Genomic DNA, 21098 nt, shown 5'->3' on the forward strand with positions numbered 1-21098 from the left:
CTAGCAGCGAATGAGTCCGTCAGCCGATTAAGGCCAACCTCATAGACACTGCCGAACGGAACTCAAGGCCCGTTGCTGAGTTGGCTCAAGATTCGCTCAAGACCACTTCGCCCTCCCGCCGTTGACCTGCGGTGATAATGAACCATGTGGATCGGCTGGGTTGAATTCGATGTCCTTTTGGGCGATGTCCATAGCCTCAAGGAGAAACGCTCCATGGTGCGTCCCCTCGTGGCTGAGCTGAAGCGGCGGTTCGACGTGTCAGCTGCCGAGACCGGGCTGCAGGATCAGCATCGGCGCGCGTTGATTGGAGCCGCGTTGGTGGCCCCGGACCACGCCCACCTTCAGCAGGTGCTCGACGCCGTCGAACGGTTCGTGGCTGCCCGGCCGGAGTTTGAGCTGCTCAGCGCACGGCAACGGGAGCTGCATAGCGAGGACTAGTACCCGATGACTGCCAGTCGGGTGGAATCCAGGTGCGCGTCGATGGCTTTGTGCGCTGCGTCCAGGCTTCGGCTGCGGAGCGCGTCAACAATCAATTGGTGTTCCCGCAGGACGTCTCCGGCACGATCGGTGCCCTGGGTGACGGCTTTGACGCCGATCCTGAGTTGTTTTTGCCGGAGCGATGCGTAGAAGTCGGCGAGTACGGGGTTGCCGCCGGCACGGACCATGAGGGTGTGGAACTCCGTGTCCAGCTCGATGAACCTGGCGGGATCGTCCCGGGCTTCCTGTTGCTGGTCAATGACGTTCTGGAAGGCATCGATCTGGGCGTCAATCATGGTTTCCACTGCCGAGACGGCCCACTTCTCCACGACGGACCGGGCTTGCAGGATGGCGCGGACGTCGGGGTCGGAGATGGGTGGCACGTAAGCGCCTTTGTGCGGGATCCTCTTGACGAATCCTTCGGCTTCAAGGCGCAGCAGTGCCTCACGCACGGGGGTTCGTGAGGTACCTGTGGTTTTGGCAAGGACTCCCTCGTTCAGGAAAGTTTCTTCCTCCCGGGGCAGGGCTGCGATGTAGCTTTTCATCCACTGGTAGGCCACTTCTGGCTGCGACTGTGCAGCGGGGGTCATCTGGATCATGCAGAGCCTTTCTCGCGTAGCCCAGTATACGAGTTGCATTCAGGACTGTTCGGGACGTGCCTGAAAACTTCTTCTTCAAATATAGACAGGTTGTATACAACCCGTCTACAGTGTTGTTCAGTGACTCCGCTCACGCATCGGAAATACCCAAATTTTCCTGGGAACCCGGCCGCCCGATTCAACTGAGGCTCCGCGGCTCCCACTCGCAAAGGATCCCCACAATGACCGATTTGAAGAAAGCAGAACTGAGGCAGCAGAAGCACTCCAGCCTGCCCGTGGTGGCTGCTTCGAGCCTGGCCGGTACGGCTGTCGAATGGTACGACTTCTTCCTCTACGGCACTGCCGCAGCGTTGGTATTCAACAAGCTCTACTTCCCTACCGACGATCCCCTGGTAGGGACCATGCTGGCACTTGGAACGTTCGCGGCCGGCTTCCTGGCACGCCCCATCGGCGCCATAGTCCTGGGTCACCTGGGCGATAAGCATGGCCGGCGTGCCACCCTTGTTGCCAGCCTGATGCTCATGGGTGTCGCCACCACACTCATTGCCTTCATCCCGTCGTACGCAGCGATCGGGCTTGCAGCGCCCCTGCTCCTCCTGCTGCTCCGCTTGATTCAGGGATTTGCCCTCGGCGGCGAATGGGGCGGCGCCGTCCTCCTCGTCTCCGAGCACAGCAACGAAAGCGCCCGGCGCGCGTTCTGGGCTTCCTGGCCCAACATGGGCCCGCCGCTGGGCAACCTGATGGCTGCCGGCGTCCTGGCCATCCTCGCCGCCACCATGCCGGAGAGCGAGTTCCTGGCATGGGGCTGGCGCATCGCGTTCGGATTGTCTGCCCTGCTGGTGGTCATTGGCCTCGTCCTGCGGCTCTACGTCCAGGAAACCCCGCTGTTCAAGGAAGCACAGCGGAAGCGCGAAGCCGAAGGCAACAAGGAACGGAAGATGCCGCTGGCCATTCTGTTCCGCCGCAACTGGCGCGAAATCCTCATCGCCACCGGCAGCCGGATGGGCGAGAACGCAGGCTTCTACATCTATTCGCTGTTCATCATCACCTACGTCACCCAAATCATGGGGCTGCAGAGGCAGACAGGCCTCACCGCCGTCATGATCGGCCAGGGTGTGGCCATCGTAGCAATTCCCATCCTGGCGCTGTACGCGGACAAGGTGGGCCGGAAGCCAATCCTGATTGGCGCTTCGATTGCCACCATGGTGTGGGCCTTCGCCTTCTTCTTCCTGCTGAACACCGGGCAGGTTTGGGGCATCATTGCCGCCGCTGTTGGCGGGCTCCTGATCTTCGCGGCGTACAGCTCAGTGATCGGCGCCTTCTTCTCCGAGCTCTTCCCCACGGATGTCCGGTACAGCGGCACCTCCGTCGCCTACAACCTGGCCTCACTGATCGCAGGATCGTTGTCCCCCATCATTGCCCTGGCCCTCTACAGCGCCTTCGGCACCGGCTACGCCATCGGCATCTACCTGGCAGCCATGGGCTTGATCTCCATGGTCTCGGTGATGTTCGCCAAGGAAACCAAGGGCCTGAAGCTCAGCGACCTGGACGAGCCCACCCCTGCAAGCAAGGAACAAGCATGAAAATCGCACTCGTCCAGGTGGCAAGCCCGGACACCGAAACCCGTGCAGACCGGATTGACCGCGTGGAAGCGATCCTTCGAGGCATCAACGGCGCCGAACTGATCGTCCTGCCGGAACTGTGGAGCGCCGGCTACTTCCACTTCGACGCATATGAGGCGCTGGCAGAAACACTCACCGGCCCAACGGTATCCATGTGTTCCCGGGTAGCCGCCGACCTGGGTGTCCATCTTCACCTCGGCAGCATCATCGAGGCCGGCGAGGATGGTCGACTCAGCAACACCTCCATCCTGCTGGGACCGGACGGGAGCGTGGTCCACACCTACCGGAAGATCCACGTCTTCGGGTACAAGTCCAAGGAGGCAAGCCTCCTCACGGCAGGCTCCTCACTCCCCGTGGCCCGGCTGCCGTTCGGTGCAGTTTCCGGCATCACCTGCTACGACCTCCGCTTCCCCGGATTGTGGATGGAGCTAAGCGACCGGGGTGCGGAGATCGTGATCGTCCCCGCAGCCTGGCCCGCCGCCCGGCGGGAGCACTGGCGCCTGCTCACCACCGCCCGTGCGGTGGAACACCAGATCTTCGTGATTGCCTGCAACGCCGCCGGCAACCAGGAGGGCGTGGAACTCGGCGGGCACAGCAGGGTGGTGGATCCGGCGGGCAACGTCATCGCCGAGGCAGACGCGGGCGAGTCGGTACTCATGGTGGACATCGATCCGCAGCAGGTGAGCACCGTCCGCAAGGAATTCCCTGTCATCGGGGACCGACTCCCCGCCTACGACACACTCACCGTTTAGACCCAAGACCGTTTAGAAGCCATCCAAGGAGACGGAATGGAAACAACAAGGCAAGTCCCACTCACCTTCCGGGTGGTGGGCACAGACAGGACCATCGTGGTCACGGATTTCCACGCAGTGGTGGCCGGCTACACAGGCCGGGATCCGAAAGCAGTCCAGCACCATATCGATGAGCTCGCAGCCATCGGAGTTGCTCCGCCACCGGAGGTTCCCATGTTCTACCGCATGGATTCGGACCTGTTCGAGACCTCCGGCGAGCACGACACCTCGGAGAACCTGACCTCAGGCGAGATCGAACCCCTCTACATCCGCCACGACGGCCACTACTATCTGGGCATCGGCTCGGACCACACAGACCGCGACATCGAGGCCCGGGACATCGGAGACTCCAAGCGTGCCTGCCCCAAGCCCGTCGCCGGTGAGGTCATCGCCGTCGAATCCCTGGCGGATCTCGACCTCGACAGCTGCACCGCCCGCTCATGGGTGGACGGGGAACTGTACCAAGAGGGTTCGCTGAGCGGCCTGCGCAGGCCAGCCGACGTCGTCGAGCGCCTTTTGGCCCGGACCGACATCGGTGACGCCGACTTCATGTGCCTCGGCGGCACCCTGCCGCTGTTGGACGGGAAGTTCGTTGATGGAACTTCCTGGAAGTTGGAGCTCTCCTTCCCGAATGGGACCACAATCGAACATAACTACAAAATCAAGAAAGGCTCACTTCGATGAGAACCGGTAAGCAGTATTTGAAGTCCCTGAACGACGGCCGGACAGTGATCCTCGATGGCGAGGTAGTCGGCAACGTCCTGGAACACCCGGCCTTCGCGAAGGTTGCCCGGACCATGTCCGAACTGTTCGACATCGCGGCCGACCCCGCCAACGGAATGCAGTTCCATTCCGAGGAAATCGACGGCCCGGCCAACCGCACCTTCGCGGCTCCCCGCACGCAGGAGGAACTCGTCCTGCGTCGCCAGGCCATCGAGAAGTGGGCCAAGCACACCCACGGCTGGGTGGGCCGGAGCCCCGACCATGTTGGCACCTTCTTCGCCGCGTTCGGTTCCCACCCGGACGTCTTCAAGAATGATGAGCGGGACTACGCCGGCAACGTGGAGCGCTACTACAAGAAGATCCTGTCCGAGAACCTGTATCTTTCCTACGCGATCATTCCCCCGCAGGTTTCCCGCGCAACCACAGCCTCAGGTTGGGAGGGCGAATACCTGCAGGTCGGCGTCGTGCGTGAAACCGAGGAGGGCATCATTGTCCGCGGTTCGCAGATGCTCGCCACCGGTGCCGCGATCGCCGACGAAGTTTTTGTCACCTGCATCAAGCCACTGGGCCCGGACGACGTGGACTTTGCCGTCAGCTTCGCCATCCCCGTGGCCACTGACGGCCTGAAGCTTTACTGCCGCCGTCCGTTCGCCCCTGCCGCGACCAGCGACTTCGACTACCCGCTCACCAGCCACTACGACGAGCCTGACGCGTTGGTTGTCTTCGATGACGTGCTCATCCCCTGGGACCGCGTGTTCATCAACCGGAACATCGACACCCTGCGCCGCCAGTTCTTCGACACCGGCGCCCATGCCCTGGGTAACTGGCAGGCCCAGATCCGGTTCTCCACCAAGCTGAAGTTCATTGCTTCCGTGGCCCGCAAAGTCACGCAGGTGAACGGCACGGACAAGATCCCGGGCGTCCAGGAGAAGCTCGGCGAGCTCGCCGCCATTGTGCAGTCCGTTGAGTCCGCCGTCCTGGCCGCCGAATACACGGCAACAACGGACGACGCCGGCATGAGGGTTCCGGGCAAGAGCGCACTTTACGGGGCCATGGGCCTGCAGTCCGAAACCTACCCCCGCGTGATCTCCATCCTCCGCGACCTGGTGGGCGGCGGCGTACTGCAGCTTCCGTCCAGCATCGCGGACATGACCAGCAGCGTGACCCGTCCGGACATGGAACGCTACGTCCAGTCCCCCGGCGTTACCAGTGAGGAGCGCGTGAAACTGTTCAAGCTCGCCTGGGACATCATCGGCTCCGAGTTCGCCGGCCGTCACCAGCAGTACGAAATGTTCTACGCCGGTGCCCCGTTCGTGGTCCGCGGCGCCTACACGTACAGGAACTACGGCTACGACGCATTGGTCGCGGAGCTGGACACGTTCCTGGGGTCTTACAGCATCCAGAGCACCAGCGAATCGGAGGGGATCTGATCATGGCAAAGCCCGAATTCGAGTTCACTCCCGTTTCCTCGGTGGATTTCGCCCCCTGCAACCCGCACATCGAGGGCCTGTCCGAGGCCATCCTCGCCCGGGACTCGCACAACGACAGCGTCACCCGGATCCTCAAGTTCGAGCCGGGCACGGATACCTCCCCCAACGGCGTCCTGACGCACGATTTCTGGGAAGAAGTCTTCATTTTCGAGGGCTCGTTCGTGGACCAGCGTCTCGGAAGGACCTTCAAAGCCGGCGACTGGGCTACACGCCCTCCGGGGATGGAACACGGTCCGTGGGTTTCGGAGAACGGCGCCAGGATGTTCGAGGTCCGGTACTACACGGATCCGGTACAAGAGGAGCGGAGTAACTGACATGAGCCTGGCACCAGCCTTCACCATCCCGGATGCCATGGGGATGCGCCGCGCCATGGGCCGCTTCCTCACGGGCGTTGCCGTGGTCACCACCCAGCACGAGGACGAGCAGTACGGGATGACCATCAGCTCACTGACGTCCATCAGCTTGGAACCGCCCATCCTCATGATCTCGCTGAACTTCGGCACCCGAACCGGCGAGGCCCTCATGGAGAGCGGCAAGTTCGCGGTGTCCATCCTCGGCGCGAAGCAGGAGTCCGTAGCCCGGCGGTTCGCCGTCCGCGGCGGGGACCGCTTCGGCGACGGCGACTTCGACGTCACCGACAACGGCCTCCCGGTTATCAAGGGCGCCCTCGCCCAAGCGGACTGCAGCGTGGTGCAGCAGTACGACGTCGGCGATCACCAGGTCTTCTTCGGCCAGGTGACCACGTGCCGGGACCGTGACGGCGAAGTGCTGGCTTTCAAGGCCGGCCGCTTCGGCTCGTTCAGCGACTTCGGCCACGCAGAGATCCCCTGGATGTTCTAGTTCCCATAGAGCAACGCGGGGTCACTTACGGCCCATGAATCCCTCTGGGATGGGCCGTAAGTGACCCCGCGTTGCTTTAGATGGTCAGTTCGCCCATCCGGTCCCAGCCGGTGCCTTCGAACTGGCGGCTGATGATGTGGGGAGTCTCCACGAGGGCCTGGGGCATGTCCGCCATGGCTTTCTTGAAGTGCCCACTGTTGACGTGGGCCTCGGCGGCATCGTCCTGGAAAGCTTCCACCAGGACGAACTCATTCGGGTTGTCCACGCTGCGGGACCAGTCGAACCACAGGTTGCCGGGCTCCGCACGGGTTGCCTCGGTGAAGTCGGCCACCAGGTCCAGCCAGCGCTCGGACCATTCGGGCTTGACGTTGAACTTGACCACAATAAAGATCACGGGCTGCTGCCTTTCGTTGCACTACAGATCCGTTCCATCTTTTCAGAGTCGCGCGTCAGCCGGCAGAACCGGTCCAGTGGCTAGTCATGCAAAATGACGTGGTACAGGTTGTGGTCCTGCCACTTCCCGGCGATGTGCAGGTACTTCGGCGCCATCCCGATCTTCCGGAATCCGGCCTTCAACAGCACGCGTTGGGAGCCAATGTTATGCAGGAGAGTGCTCGCTTCCACGCGATGCAGACCCAGCTCGTCCCGGGCTTTTTCCACGATCACTTTAACGGCGGCGGACGCCAACCCACGGCCCGCGTACTTGCTGTCAATCCAGTAACCCAGTCCCGCACTCTGGAAAGGGCCGCGCACGATTCCAGCAACAGTGAACCTGCCAATAACGGCATCGCCGGCAATCAACGCCAAAGGAAACCCCTCGCCTGCTTCATGCCTGGCAAGGCGCTTGGCGATATCCGCCGCCTGCCACTCCTCGGTGAAGTACTCATCGGAACGCACCGGTTCCCAGGCCGAAAGGTATTCACGGTTGCGTACATAGGCGGCCGCGAGCGCTGACGCGTCGCTCACGCGGAGCAGGCGCATGCTGACGTTGTTACGGAGTTGGTATGGCTCGAACATCAGCCAATGGTAAACGCTCGACGGCGGCCCACACCTTAAGGTGAGGACCGCCGTCGAGCGTTGTTTTTAGCTTGGCTGTACTACTTTGAGGTGCCTTGCGACACGGAACCCTGCAGTTGGCGCTGGAAGATCACGTAGACGATCAGCACCGGAATGACGGTGACGCTGACGGCTGCGAACAGGGCGCCATAGTCCACTGCGTAACCCATCTGGCCGGCGAAGGCTGCGAGCTCCTGTGAGAGGACACGCGGACCGGCGGCGTTGATGGACACTGGAATCAGGAACTGGTTCCACAAGCCCAGGAAGTTGAAGATGGCAACCGAGGCAAGGCCCGGCTTGGCCATCGGCAGCATGACCTGGAAGAACGTCCGCCACTCCCCTGCGCCATCAAGTGCCGCTGCTTCGGTGATTTCGTGAGGCAGCGACTTGAAGAAGGAGAACAGGAAGAACACTGTGAACGGAAGCGCGAAGCCCACGTACACCAGGATGAGTCCCGGCAAGGTGTTCAGGAGGCCCATGTTCTTCAGGACGAAGAACAACGGCACCATGGCGAGGAAGATCGGGAACGTCAGGCCGGCGAGCATCAGGTAGTAGATGGCCCTGCTGCCCGGGAACGTGTAACGCGCCAGGACGTAGGCACACATGGCGCCCAGGACCATGACGATCACCAGTGCCACAGCCACGACAATGATCGAGTTCAGGAAGGCGCTTCCGATGCCGGCTTCGCTCCAGGCCTTGATGTAGTTGTCCAGCTTCCACTGGGCAGGCAAGGCAAACGGCGACGCGAAGATCTCGCTGGACGTCTTGAAGGAGGACATGAACGTCCACAGCAGCGGAAGGATGACGATGAGCGTCCAAATGGTCAACGCTGTGTGCGACACGGCTCCCACCACTTTGTCGCCCTTGGTGGTTGCCGGCGTCCGAGGTTGGAAGTGCAGCGACTTCATTTCCGGAGTTGAGACTTTTGTTGTCATTACAGACTCACATCCTTGTCGCCGCCGGTGAGCCGGTTAACCACGAACACCAAGCCGGAGAAGATCAGTGTTGCAATGGCCAGGACAACACCCATGGCGCTTGCGAGCCCGAACTGCCCCTTGCTGAAGGCAGTGAAGAACAGTTGCTGGGCCATGACCAGCGTTGAGTTGTCCGGACCACCGCCCGAGTTCAGTGCCGCCATGTAAACGAAGGCATCCAGAGCCAGGATGCCCATGTAGATGTAGGCGGTCTGGATGTTGTCGCGAATCAAAGGAATGGTGATGGACACGGCGGTACGGAAGCGACCGGCGCCATCGATCCTGGCGGCCTCGAAAAGCTCGGCGGGAATGCCCTTGATGCCTGCGACGAACAGGACCATGTAGAAACCCACAAAGCCCCAGACGATCACGAACATCGTGGCAATCATGGCGGTGTTCTTGTCACCGAGCCAGGCGAAGTCCTTGAACTGGTCAAGGCCCAGCCCCGTCAGGATGCCATTAAGCAGGCCGCCGGAGGGGTCGTAGATCTGGCCCCACATAATGCCGATGGCCACTGCCGGGATCGTGTACGGGAAGAACGACACAACACGGTAGAAGCTGGAATTCCGAAGGCCCTTGATCTGGCCTTTGCTGCTTCCACCCACGGTCACCAACGAGGCAAGCACCAGGCTCAGGATGATGGTGATGATCGGGAGGAAGATGACCAGGAGGATGTTGTTCCCCATGGCCTTCATGAAAATGTCGTCGGTGAAGATCTTTACGTAGTTCTCGAGGCCGATGAAGTTCTGGTTGGGCGAGAAGCCCGACCAGTCCGTCAATGAGTACCCGAAAGCCTGGATGAAGGGCCAAATCACGAACAACAGGTAGATCGCCAGCGGCAGTCCGAGGAAAACCGCGAAGAAGCTGACCTTGTCCCATGTCAACGGCTTCCGCCTCCGCTTTATCACTTGCGGGGCAGCCGTCGCCGGAACGACGGCGGCCAGGCCGTCGTCGTTCCGGCTCTGCTGAGTTTTCACTGAGGTCACTTCACTTCGATCTTCTTGACCGAGCTGTCGTTGCGGACCTTGTCGGTGATGTTCTGCAGTGCGGAGGTCAGGGTTGCGACGTCCGACTTTCCGTCCAGGAAGCTGTTCCAGACAACCAGCTGGTCCTTGTTGGTGCCGTAGAGGTCAATGAAGTTCCAGGTGAAGATGTCATCGCCCGCGTCGCCCAGCAACTTGGTCTGCGAGACCAGCGCAGTGGAACCGAAGCCATCCGCCGGAACGGTGTCCTTGACGATGGTGGGAGCCAGCTTGGTCTTGGCGAAGTTGGTGGCCGCTTCCTTGGACAGCATGATGCGGAGCAATTCCTTGCCGCCGGCAGCGCTCTTTCCCTGTGACGGGACGATGAACGGCTCGCCGGCAGCGCTGTGGAGTGCCGAGTAAGGCTTCTTGGAGCTTGCACTCGCGGTAGGCACGGGTGCGCCCATCATGTTGAAGCCTGCCTTGGTCTGGTCCTTCATTTCGTTTTCGATCCATGAACCGGACGGGTAGAACACAGCCTCCTGGGCGTTGCTCCACTGTGCCTGCGCGGCGGTGAACTGCGTACCGGAGCCGCCTGGCTTGAAGAAGCCGGCCTTGACGATCTTGTCCAGAGCGGTAAAGACGGACTGGATGGCCGGGTGCGACCAGGAATCCGCTGTGAGGTTTTCCAACCCGAGGCGAACGTCGTCGCCGCCTTCCTTGATAGCGGAGGCGATCGCCATTTCCTGGTAGTACGTAGCGGCTTCCTTGCCCCAAACGAACAGGTACTTGCCCTTGGCCTTCGCCTGCTCGCCCAATGTGTACATTTCGTCCCAGGTCTTGGGAACGGTCCAGCCGTTCTCCTTGAGGAGGGAATCCGAGTACCACATTGCATAGACGGTCAGCACGTAGTTCAGGGCGGCAAGCTTGCCATCGAACGTGCCTGGAGCCAGTACGCCGGTGTACAGGGTGTCCTTGATGACCTTGCCCTCGAGGTTCTTGGCCTCCACGAGCGGCGTGAGGTCCTCGAGCTGGGCGAGGATGGTGCTGAAGCCAATGGCCTTGGCACCGGAGTTGTCGATCAGGTCCGGCGGGTTGCCACCCACGAAGCGCGGCTGGAGCTCCTGGGCGATGTCCGTGGACGGGGAAATCTTGGCAGTGGAACCCTCGTGCGTCTTCTCGAAGATCTTGCCCGCGAACTCGACGTAGTCGATGCCGTAGCCACCCTTGAAGATCACGGCGTCGATGGTGGCCTTGTCCGCCATGCCGAACGGGTTGGTATCGGAGACAGTGCCTGTGGGGCCGGTGGTAGTGGTGCCGCCACCTGCGGCACATGAAGCAATGGTTCCCCCCATGGGCACGAGCACGGCTGCAGCGAGTGCTCCACGCAGGAATCCACGGCGACCGACGGACTGGTGCTGAACGTTCATTTCTAAACCCTCCAGTGACTCGTAGTGTCGACTGTTGCGGCGGGAAAGCCGTTCAGTCAGACAGTCTGGGTTGGCGCTCTGGCAGCACCAACCTTCTGTGACATAATTCACCACGAATGATCGAAAATCAATATTTCGCGGCAGTTTCGATCAACATTTGTCAAAGCGTGATCTTTCTACGGACCTTCGGCGAGGGCCTTTCCGCACTCAGTGATGGATTCCCGGGCCGAGGCCTTTTGCCGCTCAGATCCCTGTCGTTCCGACCATTGTTCGGCTAATTGGAACTCCACCATGGCTTCCGTGAGCCGCTTTTTACCGCCAAGAAACGTGCGGAGGCTAACGTGCAAAGCAATCATCCGGGCCTTGGTTCGATCATCATGGGCGGTAGAGGCATTTTCGAGGGCGATGGAGCGCATGTGGAGTTGCGTTTTCTGATCCAGCATCAAACCGCTCCTGACCAGCGCTGTGACTGAGGTCCTTAGGTATGCAGTATCAATCTAGTCCCATGTCAGCGCCGTGGGGAGTGTGCTCGCGGGCGTGTCAGCTGCCGCGCGGATTGGCGAGCCTGGCCCAGCCCAATTGCTCCTGCTGCTTGCGGCTCAGGGTGGCAACAACAAGGTCGTAGGAGTCCTCCACCATGTCCCTGACCATGTCATCGGAGAGTGCCCCATCCAGCCGGACACCGTTCCAGTGGGTCTTGTTCATGTGCCAGGCACCAGTGATTTCGGGGTTTGCGGCCCTGAGCTGTTCAGCCAACGCGGGCTCACATTTGAGGCTCACGGACCAGTTGTCCGGGTCCATCGAGGACAGGGCGAACATCTTTGCCTCGTGCCGGGTTCCACCCGCGACGGCGGCACGCACCTTGAAGACGGATGTCTCGGGACCGAAGGGGAAGTCTTCGAAAGCGCCGGGAAAGCCCAGGCAGATTTCGCGGAGGCGGGAAACGTCCATGCAGCGAGCTTACGCAACGCCCAGGAAGTCCTCCAGCAGCACTACTTCGAGCCCCGCAGCCAACTGGGCCGCGCGGAACGCAGCGAGGTCCGCCGCGAACTCGGCACGGAAATGCATGAGCACGATGTCACCCGGGCGCAGCGAGTTACCCACCTGGTAGTCCATCTTTCCGGCGTTTGCCTTGGCTTCCCACGTGACGATCGCCTTCATGCCTGCGTCTGCCACAGCCTTGCGCATCACGTTGGAGTAGGCGCCTCCCGGAGGACGGAAAAGCGTGGGTCGGCGGCCGTAGTGCTGAAACGCGTACTCCTGCATTCCCACCATGTCGTTCGCCTGCTGCTGGTATCCCCACTGCCGCACCATGTTGATGTTGTGCGTTACCGTATGGTTTTCGATCAGGCTGCCTTGGGCCTTGAACGCATTAAAGAAGGCCGGGTTGTCGGCGACTGTGTCCTTGGTGAGGAAGAGCGATGCCGGGTAGTCGTACTCGGCCATGAGCTTGATCGATTCCGGCGTCTTGATGTTGCCGTCATCGATGGTCAGGAACACCACGGGATGCTGGGTCTCGATCTTGGTGATGACCGGAGCCAATCCGCCAACGATCGGCGGCAGCTGGTAGTCCGGAATGAACGTTTTCCGAATCCGCTTGGTGGCCGTAGGGGTCGGCGCCTGTGAAGCGGACGACGTCGGAATCTCGCCTCCGACAGCCAGCGCACCGTTCGGCCCCGGCACCTCCGTCGACCCGGCAGCGCCGCTGGGCGTCAGCGCCGGCGTCGAACTTTCCGCTGCTGTGCAAGCCGTTAAGCCGGCAACCACGGAAGCGCCAAGAATACTGAAGGCGGCCCGTCTGCTGGGAGTGGAAAATGGCACCGCAGAATGGCCGCCGAACATGGCTGTCCCCCAAGACTCAAGAAATGATTCAGCTGAAATCTAGCAGAGGAATCACAGGCCGTAGTGCCAGCCTTCGCGCGCCGGGCAAGAATTCACTACGACGTCGAGTCCAGCGTCCTTGGCGCGCTGCGTGGCTTCGTCGTCGAACACACCGAGCTGGAGCCATACTGCTTTGGCGCCGATCGCAATGGCCTGGTCGATCACGGCACCGACTCGCTGGGAGTTAACGAAGCAGTCCACGACGTCAATGGGGTGCCTCGCCTCCGGAATATCGGCCAGGGTCTTGTACCCCTTCTCGCCGTGCACGTCCTCGCCCTTGAGGTTGACCGGGATGATCTCCATGCCCATGGTGTCCCGGACATAGAGCGAGACGTCGTAGGCCGAGCGCCACTGGTTGGTGCTGAGGCCCACGACGGCCCATGTGCCTTTTGTTCGCATCAACCGCTCGACGACGGCCGGATCGTTGACATGCATCATGAGCCAAGCCTACTCCCGCCCTTCCAGGAGCGGCTTTGCCGAATAATCTGCATCTTTCGCTGCTCGACTCTCCTTAGTAGCGAATATTACGCATGGCGTCTGCCCAATTTTGAGCCAAATGAACGATCAGCTTTAGTAAAGAACGACCATCCCAGCGAACCAGAGGGCGACCATCCCTTGTATCGCACTGCGCCAATTCCAGGCATGGAGATTTCGCATGACTTCTGCCGTACCCAAAATTTCACACACCACTTCGGACGCGACGGCCTCTGAAGCAGGGCTGCTTGACGCGCCCGCCTCCCTTCACGGCTCATCGGGATGGTCCTCGACTGAGCCCACGGACGGCGCAGTGCACGGCGCTGATTTCGGCGGACGGGCGCGTCACAGCGGTTTCGATGAGACCGGTTCCGCAGTGGGTTTCTGGGAAGAACAAGCCCGGCGGCTGCACTGGGCGGCGCCGTGGCATACCGCCCACAGTTGGCAAGCCACTGACGTTGAAGCGGGTCGCGGCCCGGACATTAGGTGGTTCGACGGCGGCAAACTGAACGTCGCGTACAACTGCGTGGACCGGCACGTGCTTGCCGGCAAGGGTGACAAAGTGGCCCTGTACTTCGAGGGCGAGCCGGGTGACCGCCGGGCCATCACCTACGCAGAGCTCCAACGCGAGGTGTCCAAGGCCGCGAATGCGCTTCTGGCCCTTGGGATCACCCAGGGCGACCGCGTGGTCATCTACCTTCCGGTGATTCCCGAAACTGTGATCGTGACGCTTGCCGTGGCCCGCATCGGCGCTATCCACTCATTGGTTTTCGGCGGCTTCTCGGCCGAGGCGCTCCGTTTCCGGGTGGAGGACACGCAGGCGAAGCTCCTGGTTACTACGGATGGGCAGTTCCGGCGCGGGGTGGCTGTGCCCGTCAAGGACAACGCCGATGCCGCGGTTGCCGGCCACAACGACATCGAGCGCGTGCTGGTCATCAACAGGACTACTCCTGCCGAGGATTTGGCCAGCGTGAACATGCGGGAAGGCCGTGACGTCTGGTGGCACGATGTCGTGGACGCTGCCTCCGACGTGCACGAGCCTCAAGCTTTCGATGCAGAGACTCCCCTATTCATCATGTACACCTCTGGAACCACGGGTAAGCCGAAGGGCTTGGTCCACACCTCAGGCGGTTACCTCACGCAGGCCTCGTGGAGCTTCGAGTACCTGTTCAGCAACCCGGACCCCTCGTTGCGGGAAAGCGACGTGCATTGGTGCACCGCTGACCTCGCGTGGGTCACGGCCCACACCTACGAGATCTATGGGCCGCTCTCCAACGGCGTCACCCAGGTGATCTTCGAGGGCACGCCCAACACCCCGCATCCGGGCCGGCACTTCGAGATCATCGAACGCTACAAGGTCACCCAGTACTACACCGCGCCCACCCTGGTCCGCTCCCTCATGGGTTGGTTCCCCGACGGCGTGCCGGAGAGCTACGACTTCTCCTCCATCCGGCTCCTCGGCACAGTGGGCGAGGCCGTAAACCCCGAGGCATGGCGCTGGCTGCGCGATAACATCGGCGGCGGCACGGCTCCCATGGTTGACACCTGGTGGCAGTCGGAAACGGGTGCCACCATCATGTCGCCGGCTCCCACGGACACGCAGTTCAAGCCGGGCTGCGCGGCCCGACCGCTGCCCGGCGTGAGCACACGGGTAGTGGACCAGACCGGCGCTCTTTCGGAGCCCGGCGTGCAGGGCTTCATCGTGGTGGACCGTCCCGGCCCGGCCATCGCCCGCACTGTGTGGGGCAACCCGCGGCGGTACTTTGATTCCTATTGGAGCCAGTACGCGGAGCAGGGCTGGTTCCTTGCCGGCGACGGCGCCAAATACGACTCCGACGGCGACATCTGGATCCTTGGGCGCGTGGACGACACCCTCAACGTCTCAGGCCACTTGCTGTCCACCATCGAAATCGAGTCTGCGCTGGTTTCACACCCGGACGTGGTGGAGGCCGGAGTCTGTCCGGTGGCCGATCCCACCACCGGGCACGCAGTGGTCGCGTTCGTCGTCCTTCGCGGCGACGCTCGCAATGACGCCTCCGGCGGGTCAACTGCGGAAGTGACCAACAGCCTTCGCAACCACGTTGCCAAGGAGATCGGCCCCATCGCCAAGCCGCGCGACGTCGTCGTGGTGGCCGACGTACCAAAGACGCGCAGCGGCAAGATCATGCGCCGTCTGTTGACCCAGCTTTTCGAGGGAACCGCCCTGGGCGATACCACCTCACTCCAAAACGAACCGGCGATTGCCGGCATCCAGGACGTCCTGCGCGAGCGGGCCCTAGTAAAGGAAAATTCATGACCGAGATCAGCAATGTCGCCCGACTCTCCGAGCCGCTCAAGTTCGCCTACTGGGTTCCCAACGTGTCCGGCGGCCTGGTGGTGTCCACCATCGAGCAGCGCACCGGCTGGGACTTCGACTACAACAAGAAGCTTGCCCGGATCGCGGAGAACTCAGGCTTCGAATATGCCTTGACCCAGACCCGCTACGCCGCATCCTACGGTGCGGATAAGCAGCACGAAGCGACGTCGTTCAGCCTGGCACTCCTCGCAGCGACCGAGCGCCTCAAGGTCATCGCCGCCGTCCACCCGGGCATGTGGCACCCCGGCGTCCTGGCGAAATTCATCATCACCGCGGACCACATCTCCAACGGCCGCGCAGCCGTCAACATCGTCTCGGGCTGGCTCAAGAGCGAGTTCACCAACTTCGGCCTCGAATGGCTCGAACACGATGAGCGCTACGTCCGCACCGAAGAATTCATCAGGGTCCTCCGCGGCCTGTGGACCGAGCAGGGCTACAGCCAGGATGGCAAGTACTACAACATCACCGACTTCACCCTGAACCCGGCGCCCGTCGACATGCCCGGGCGCGCGCACCCGGAAGTTTTCTTCGGTGGAAACTCGACGGCGGCACAGGCTACCGCGGGCCGCGTCGCCGACTGGTACTTCTCCAACGGCAAGGACCTGGAGGGCTTCAAGGAGAACATCGCCGGCGTCGTGGCCGCTTCCGGCGAGTCGAAGCGCGGGACCGAGGGATCGCTGTCCTTGCCGAAGTTTGGACTCAACGGCTTTGTGATTGCCCGCGACTCGGAGAAGGAAGCACGCGACACCCTCCGCGAGATCGTGGAAAAGGCTCACAAGCCCGCAGTCCAGGGCTTCCGGGACGCCGTGCAGGAAGCCGGTGCCTCCACGAAGGACGGCAAGGGCATGTGGGCGGACTCCACGTTCGAGGACTTGGTCCAGTACAACGACGGTTTCAAGACCCAGCTGATCGGCACTCCGGAACAGATCGCCGAGCGGATCGTGGAGTACAAGAAGATCGGCGTGAACCTGTTCCTCACCGGGTACCTGCACTTCCAGGAAGAGATCGCTGCGTTCGGCCAGGACGTCCTGCCGATCGTCCGCGAACTCGAAGCTGACCTTGCCCGCAAGAACGGCACCGAGCTGGACCTCTCCTCCACACCCGTCGCCGAGTCGGTGGCCGTCTGATGGCTGACCGTACCTTCGGATTCCGCACCCGTGCCCTCCATGCCGGCGGCACTCCCGACGCCGAGCACGGCGCCCGCGCGGTGCCGATCTACCAGACCACGTCCTTCGTGTTCAAGGACACCAACGATGCCGCCAACCTTTTCGCCCTGCAGAAATACGGCAACATCTACTCGCGCATCGGCAACCCGACTGTCGCGGCTTTCGAGGAGCGCATCGCGTCCCTTGAGGGCGGGATCGGAGCGGTAGCAACGTCGTCGGGCATGGCTGCCGAGTTCATCACTTTCGCCGCGCTGACGCAGTCCGGCGACCACATCGTCGCGGCGTCCCAGCTGTACGGCGGCACCGTCACGCAGCTGGACGTCTCGCTGCGACGCTTCGGCGTGGACACCACGTTCGTTCCCGGAACGGATCCGGCAGACTACGCCGCAGCCATTCAGGAGAACACCAAGGCACTGTTCGTCGAGGTGGTGGCCAACCCGTCGTCGGAAGTCCAGGACCTCGCGGGGCTGGCCAAGGTAGCGCACGACGCCGGTATCCCCTTGGTGGTCGACGCCACCTTGAGCACGCCATACCTCGTGCGGCCGTTCGAGCACGGTGCGGACATCGTGATCCACTCGGCCACCAAGTTCATCGGCGGCCACGGCACCACGCTGGGTGGCGTCATCGTGGAAAGCGGGCGCTTCAATTGGGGCAACGGCAAGTTCCCCATGATGACCGACCCTGTGCCGTCCTACGGCAATGTCTCTTGGTGGGGCAACTTTGGCGAATACGGTTTCCTCACCAAACTGCGTTGCGAGCACCTGCGCGACATTGGCCCGGCGCTTTCCCCGCTCTCCGCGTTCCAGCTGTTGCAGGGTGTTGAGACCCTCCCCCAGCGCCTGGATGAGCACCTGAAGAACGCCCAGGCAGTGGCCGAATGGCTCGACGCCGATCCCCGCGTGGCGTACGTGAACTACTCAGGATTGCCGTCCCACCCGCACTTCGAGCGCGCACAGAAGTACCTGCCCAAGGGGCCGGGTTCCGTTTTCTCGTTCGGTGTTGCCGGGGGCCGTGCAGCCGGGCAGAAGTTCATCGAGTCGCTGCAGATCGCGTCCCACCTGGCCAACGTGGGCGACGCCCGCACCTTGGTCATCCACCCCGGTTCCACGACGCACCAGCAGCTCAGCGCCGAACAGCTTGAGTCGGCAGGCGTGCCGGAGGACCTGGTCCGGATTTCCGTTGGATTGGAAGACCTTGAGGACATCCTGTGGGACCTGGACCAGGCACTAACGGCGGCCCAGACGGTTGCGTCTGATGAAGAAGCAGTTGAAGCCTGCGCGGTGGGAATCCCATCGGCAGGCACTCAAGCCTTAGGAGCGAAAGCATGAGCACCGTTGAACGAACCTGGGAGGGACCGTCTGCTCCTGAGCGCCTGGCACTCCTCCGCCAGGCCAAGTCCATCGCGATCGTCGGTGCCTCGGACAAGCCGTCCCGTGCCAGCTACTTCGTGGCCACGTACCTGCAGTCGTCCACCCGTTACAAGGTGTACTTCGTCAACCCTGTGGTCAAGGAAATCCTGGGCCAGCCAACGTACGCGTCACTGGCCGACCTTCCCGAGTCCCCGGACATCGTGGACGTGTTCCGGAAGAACGACGACCTTCCGGGGGTCTTGGAGGAAGCCGTCGCGGTTGGCGCCAAGACGCTGTGGCTGCAGCTCGGTTCGTGGCATGAAGAGGTTGCCCGCGACGCCGAAACTGCGGGCCTCAACGTGGTCATGGACCGCTGCGTGAAGATCGAGCACGCCCGCTTCCACGGGGGCCTCCACTTGGCCGGCTTCGATACCGGGGTTATTTCCTCGAAGCGCCAGGTGCTGGCGTAGCTTGCCCTCAAGTACGGCTAGCGGTGACCGCGTTTCAGCCACTGCTTCCATTTGTCCATCGCAGTCTGGAACTGCTCTTTCGCGCGCTTGTCGGTCAACGAGGGAAGCAGCGGGCCTTGCTTGCTGCCCTGGGCCCCGGGCTTATCGGTCTTCCCTGCACCGGGTTTTGACGTTTCAGGCCTGACTGCTTCCGTGCCCTGCGGCTTGGCCTGGCCCGGCTTCGCCTGCGTGTTCTGGTCCGGGTTTGGCTTGGACTCGTTCGGAACGGCAGGCGTGGGCACGGTGACTTCCGGGACAGCGACCGCTGCCGGCGGCTGTGCCACGTCCGCTGCCGGCGCCTTTGCCGGGGTTTGTGCCTCGGCGGGATTTTCGACAGGCATCGCTGGTGTTGGCACAGTGCCTGCGACGGGAATCGACGGCACTTCTGAGGCAGGTGGAACAGCGGCCGGATCCGTGGCTGGAGCTGGCTCCGTGCTGACCCGGGGTGCGTCGGGAGCAGGCAGTACAGGCGCAGCGACTGCCGGCTGGGGCTGGGGCTGGAAATTCCCGATGAGCTCATCAATGAAAGAGGGGTTCCGTGTGAAGCCTGAACTGGCCGCGGCAACACCGCTCACGCCCAGTCCCATCGCAGCAACCACCGCAATGCTGACCACAGCGGTCCTATGCTTGTGCCGCCAACGGCGCTTGGACAGTTCATCGTGCGGTCCGGCGATCATGGCAGCGAGCTCCGCGCTGGGGCCAGGAGCCGACAGATTGGCAAAGGTACCCAGCGAAAGAAGCGTTTGCCGGACGTCCGAGGCGTCGGCGAGGTCGGCGTCGAGCAACAGCTCGTCCACCATCGCTTCGCGGTCTGTATCCCTGTATGTCATGGCGACACGTATTCCTTTACTGCCGAATGCTCACGGAGCGTAATAAGAGCCCGGCGCTGCAACTGCTTTACTGCGCCAGCGGTTTTCCCCATGATGTCGGCTACCTGTTCAACCGTCAGGCCGGCCACGATGCGGAGGTTCAGGACCTCACGTTGGTCGTCGCCCAGGTAATCCAGGAGTGCTGCCACCTCATTCGGCGCCAGCCTTGTCAACGCTTCGGCCTCGGCAGAGCTCGATTCGCGGGTGTCCCGCTCGGGCTCGAACTCGTGGTGTATCGGCGCCCGGTTTTGCTTCCGGTGCTCATCCACCATGCGTGCGTGGGCCACCGAGAAGATGAAAGTCCGCAGGCCGTTCACACCGCCGCTGAGGTCATCCAGCCGCGGCAAGACCGCGAGGAACACATCCTGCGTACTTGCTTCAGGATCGGGCACGCCTTTAGCCGTCAGGTAGCCGAGAACCTGGCCCGCGTAGGACTGGTAGACGGCGCTGAACAGTTCCGCGTTATTGCCCTTGAGCGCATGAAGCGCTTCGTCGGTCAATGCGTCGGTCACAGTTATGGGACTTTCGATCGGCGGCAGGTCCGTGGCTTTGTAGCCAGGTCACCCGCCTTTGCACGACGGAGGACCTCACCAAGGGTATCTGCTCTGCCGGGCCATCCCTAGGGAGGACCCGCTTGTCCGAGGAAAATCTGATCAGGCAAACTGATCCGGACAAGGAAGAGCCGAGCTGGAACATGATGGGGGACAAATTCCAGCTCGGCCCTTTCACAGACGTAATCGTCCAAGTACGCCAAAGGGTTACGCGGGGTACGAATCTTTTTTGAAAACTTTTCCGGGCACTTCAGGACGCACCGATACGGGCGTCCGGCGGGCACGTTTGAACGGCGGTGACTACGTCCTGGTAGGCCGATGCCCAGGCAAGGGTGGCGCTTGGGATTGGTAGCTGTGTCCGGTGGGCGTGCGGATTTCCAGGGTGTGTCTTTCCCCGGGCATGGTGTTGGCGCTCCAGCCGGCGTTTTCTTTGGTGTGGTTGCAGGCTTCGCAAAGTCCGGCACCGTTGCTCAGCGTGGTGGTGCCGCCGGAGTGCCAGGGCACGATGTGGTCGATGTGGCGGATGGGCGCGTCGCAATACGGCGTGCGGCAGGTGTCATCACGGGTTTCGATGAAGCGTCTGAGCCGCGGCGGGAACAACCTGGCTTTGGAATCCATGGTCAGGAGCTCGCCCGTGGTAGGCGCGGTGTAAAGCCGGCGGACCCAGATCTCGAACTCGCGATCCTGCTCCGGCGGGGCATCCCCAACCCGCGGGACATCCCTGCCCGGCGGGGCATCCCGGTCCGGCGGTGATCCGAAGCCCTGCCGTAGCGAGGGGTCTGGGACCGGCGGTCGCTTTTGGCGTGGTGCGGGTTCGACGCCTGCTGTTCGCCTGTGTCCTCGTGATGCCGCTTCTCCCGCGCCGACCAAGGTCCTGGCCCATTCCGAGGGGACAATTCCGTAGCCCTTCACGCGTGCGGGTTCGGCATCGCCCTGAAAGAGGGTCCGGTCGGTCATCACGAGGTCCAGATTGATCCCT

24 protein-coding genes are annotated in these 21098 nt (G+C 62.3%); 11 read left to right on the forward strand and 13 right to left on the reverse strand.

Annotated elements, in window-relative coordinates; translation table 11 throughout:
• Window positions 1-144 precede the first annotated feature (144 nt).
• Window positions 145-438, forward strand: a complete 294-nt coding sequence (locus tag GVL04_RS14260) for a DUF503 domain-containing protein (RefSeq protein WP_159705695.1) — start codon at window positions 145-147, stop codon at window positions 436-438.
• Here GVL04_RS14260 and GVL04_RS14265 read toward each other — a convergent pair.
• The gene (locus GVL04_RS14265; RefSeq protein ID WP_159705697.1) at window positions 435-1076 is read right to left on the reverse strand and encodes a GntR family transcriptional regulator; all 642 of its coding nucleotides are present in this window, start codon (window positions 1074-1076) and stop codon (window positions 435-437) included. The genes GVL04_RS14260 and GVL04_RS14265 overlap by 4 nt on opposite strands.
• Window positions 1077-1297: 221 nt before the next feature.
• On the opposite strand from GVL04_RS14265, the gene GVL04_RS14270 reads away from it, so the two are divergent.
• Genes GVL04_RS14270 through GVL04_RS14295 form a run of 6 tightly spaced genes read left to right on the forward strand, consistent with a single transcriptional unit; the run spans window position 1298 to window position 6542 of the window.
• Window positions 1298-2659 (forward strand): MFS transporter, encoded by a 1362-nt coding sequence (locus GVL04_RS14270; RefSeq protein WP_159705699.1) that lies wholly within the window; start codon window positions 1298-1300, stop codon window positions 2657-2659.
• Window positions 2656-3450 (forward strand): carbon-nitrogen family hydrolase, encoded by a 795-nt coding sequence (locus GVL04_RS14275; protein WP_159705701.1) that lies wholly within the window; start codon window positions 2656-2658, stop codon window positions 3448-3450. The genes GVL04_RS14270 and GVL04_RS14275 overlap by 4 nt, the downstream gene beginning before the upstream one ends.
• 36 nt (window positions 3451-3486) lie before the next feature.
• Window positions 3487-4173, forward strand: a complete 687-nt coding sequence (locus GVL04_RS14280) for a DUF2848 family protein (protein ID WP_159705703.1) — start codon at window positions 3487-3489, stop codon at window positions 4171-4173.
• On the forward strand, window positions 4170-5642 hold the full coding sequence (locus GVL04_RS14285; protein ID WP_159705705.1) for a 4-hydroxyphenylacetate 3-hydroxylase family protein: 1473 nt from the start codon (window positions 4170-4172) through the stop codon (window positions 5640-5642). The genes GVL04_RS14280 and GVL04_RS14285 overlap by 4 nt, the downstream gene beginning before the upstream one ends.
• Window positions 5643-5644: 2 nt before the next feature.
• On the forward strand, window positions 5645-6016 hold the full coding sequence (locus tag GVL04_RS14290; RefSeq protein WP_159705707.1) for a cupin domain-containing protein: 372 nt from the start codon (window positions 5645-5647) through the stop codon (window positions 6014-6016).
• Window position 6017: 1 nt separating this feature from the next.
• Window positions 6018-6542 (forward strand): flavin reductase family protein, encoded by a 525-nt coding sequence (locus tag GVL04_RS14295; protein ID WP_089593578.1) that lies wholly within the window; start codon window positions 6018-6020, stop codon window positions 6540-6542.
• 76 nt (window positions 6543-6618) lie between these two features.
• Here GVL04_RS14295 and GVL04_RS14300 read toward each other — a convergent pair whose 3' ends face one another.
• The 9 genes from GVL04_RS14300 to GVL04_RS14340 form a co-directional block, all read right to left on the reverse strand.
• Complete coding sequence (locus GVL04_RS14300) at window positions 6619-6936, reverse strand: putative quinol monooxygenase (protein WP_159705708.1); 318 nt, start codon at window positions 6934-6936, stop codon at window positions 6619-6621.
• Between the two features lie 80 nt (window positions 6937-7016).
• Complete coding sequence (locus GVL04_RS14305) at window positions 7017-7559, reverse strand: GNAT family N-acetyltransferase (RefSeq protein ID WP_235036290.1); 543 nt, start codon at window positions 7557-7559, stop codon at window positions 7017-7019.
• 80 nt (window positions 7560-7639) lie between these two features.
• A complete protein-coding gene (locus GVL04_RS14310) occupies window positions 7640-8533 on the reverse strand; it encodes a carbohydrate ABC transporter permease (protein WP_159705710.1) in 894 nt (297 codons plus the stop codon).
• Window positions 8533-9549, reverse strand: a complete 1017-nt coding sequence (locus GVL04_RS14315) for a carbohydrate ABC transporter permease (RefSeq protein ID WP_159705712.1) — start codon at window positions 9547-9549, stop codon at window positions 8533-8535. Before GVL04_RS14315 ends, GVL04_RS14310 begins: the two co-directional genes overlap by 1 nt.
• 5 nt (window positions 9550-9554) lie before the next feature.
• The gene (gene ngcE / locus GVL04_RS14320) at window positions 9555-10964 is read right to left on the reverse strand and encodes an N-acetylglucosamine/diacetylchitobiose ABC transporter substrate-binding protein (protein ID WP_159705714.1); all 1410 of its coding nucleotides are present in this window, start codon (window positions 10962-10964) and stop codon (window positions 9555-9557) included.
• Between the two features lie 176 nt (window positions 10965-11140).
• Window positions 11141-11407: a hypothetical protein gene (locus GVL04_RS14325; RefSeq protein WP_235036291.1), complete on the reverse strand. Its 267-nt coding sequence runs from the start codon at window positions 11405-11407 to the stop codon at window positions 11141-11143.
• A gap of 97 nt (window positions 11408-11504) precedes the next feature.
• Window positions 11505-11915: an MmcQ/YjbR family DNA-binding protein gene (locus tag GVL04_RS14330; RefSeq protein ID WP_159705716.1), complete on the reverse strand. Its 411-nt coding sequence runs from the start codon at window positions 11913-11915 to the stop codon at window positions 11505-11507.
• Between the two features lie 9 nt (window positions 11916-11924).
• Window positions 11925-12731: a polysaccharide deacetylase family protein gene (locus GVL04_RS14335; RefSeq protein ID WP_235036292.1), complete on the reverse strand. Its 807-nt coding sequence runs from the start codon at window positions 12729-12731 to the stop codon at window positions 11925-11927.
• 126 nt (window positions 12732-12857) lie between these two features.
• Entirely contained in the window at window positions 12858-13283 is a 426-nt protein-coding gene (locus tag GVL04_RS14340) for a CoA-binding protein (RefSeq protein ID WP_159705720.1), read from the reverse strand.
• 217 nt (window positions 13284-13500) lie between these two features.
• Between GVL04_RS14340 and acs the strand changes: the two genes are divergently transcribed.
• The 4 genes from acs to GVL04_RS14360 are packed head-to-tail and all read left to right on the forward strand — an operon-like array spanning window position 13501 to window position 18660.
• On the forward strand, window positions 13501-15615 hold the full coding sequence (acs, locus tag GVL04_RS14345; RefSeq protein WP_235036293.1) for an acetate--CoA ligase: 2115 nt from the start codon (window positions 13501-13503) through the stop codon (window positions 15613-15615).
• Window positions 15612-16802 carry a dimethylsulfone monooxygenase SfnG gene (sfnG, locus tag GVL04_RS14350; protein WP_159705722.1) on the forward strand — a complete coding sequence of 397 codons (1191 nt, stop codon included), beginning with the start codon at window positions 15612-15614 and terminating at the stop codon, window positions 16800-16802. The genes acs and sfnG overlap by 4 nt, the downstream gene beginning before the upstream one ends.
• Entirely contained in the window at window positions 16802-18169 is a 1368-nt protein-coding gene (locus tag GVL04_RS14355) for an O-acetylhomoserine aminocarboxypropyltransferase/cysteine synthase family protein (RefSeq protein WP_159705724.1), read from the forward strand. Before sfnG ends, GVL04_RS14355 begins: the two co-directional genes overlap by 1 nt.
• Window positions 18166-18660 carry a CoA-binding protein gene (locus tag GVL04_RS14360; RefSeq protein WP_159705726.1) on the forward strand — a complete coding sequence of 165 codons (495 nt, stop codon included), beginning with the start codon at window positions 18166-18168 and terminating at the stop codon, window positions 18658-18660. The genes GVL04_RS14355 and GVL04_RS14360 overlap by 4 nt, the downstream gene beginning before the upstream one ends.
• 17 nt (window positions 18661-18677) lie before the next feature.
• Here the strand turns inward: GVL04_RS14360 and GVL04_RS14365 are convergent, their stop codons facing one another.
• From GVL04_RS14365 to GVL04_RS24690, 3 genes are all read right to left on the reverse strand, one after another.
• On the reverse strand, window positions 18678-19529 hold the full coding sequence (locus GVL04_RS14365) for a hypothetical protein (protein WP_159705728.1): 852 nt from the start codon (window positions 19527-19529) through the stop codon (window positions 18678-18680).
• A complete protein-coding gene (locus GVL04_RS14370) occupies window positions 19526-20080 on the reverse strand; it encodes an RNA polymerase sigma factor (protein ID WP_159705730.1) in 555 nt (184 codons plus the stop codon). The genes GVL04_RS14365 and GVL04_RS14370 overlap by 4 nt, the downstream gene beginning before the upstream one ends.
• Window positions 20081-20419: 339 nt before the next feature.
• Window positions 20420-21098, reverse strand: a 679-nt coding sequence (locus GVL04_RS24690; RefSeq protein ID WP_235036294.1) for an HNH endonuclease, incomplete at its 5' end; no start/stop codon positions are given.

The organism is Arthrobacter sp. 18067, from assembly GCF_902706295.1.
Lineage (GTDB): Bacteria > Actinomycetota > Actinomycetes > Actinomycetales > Micrococcaceae > Arthrobacter.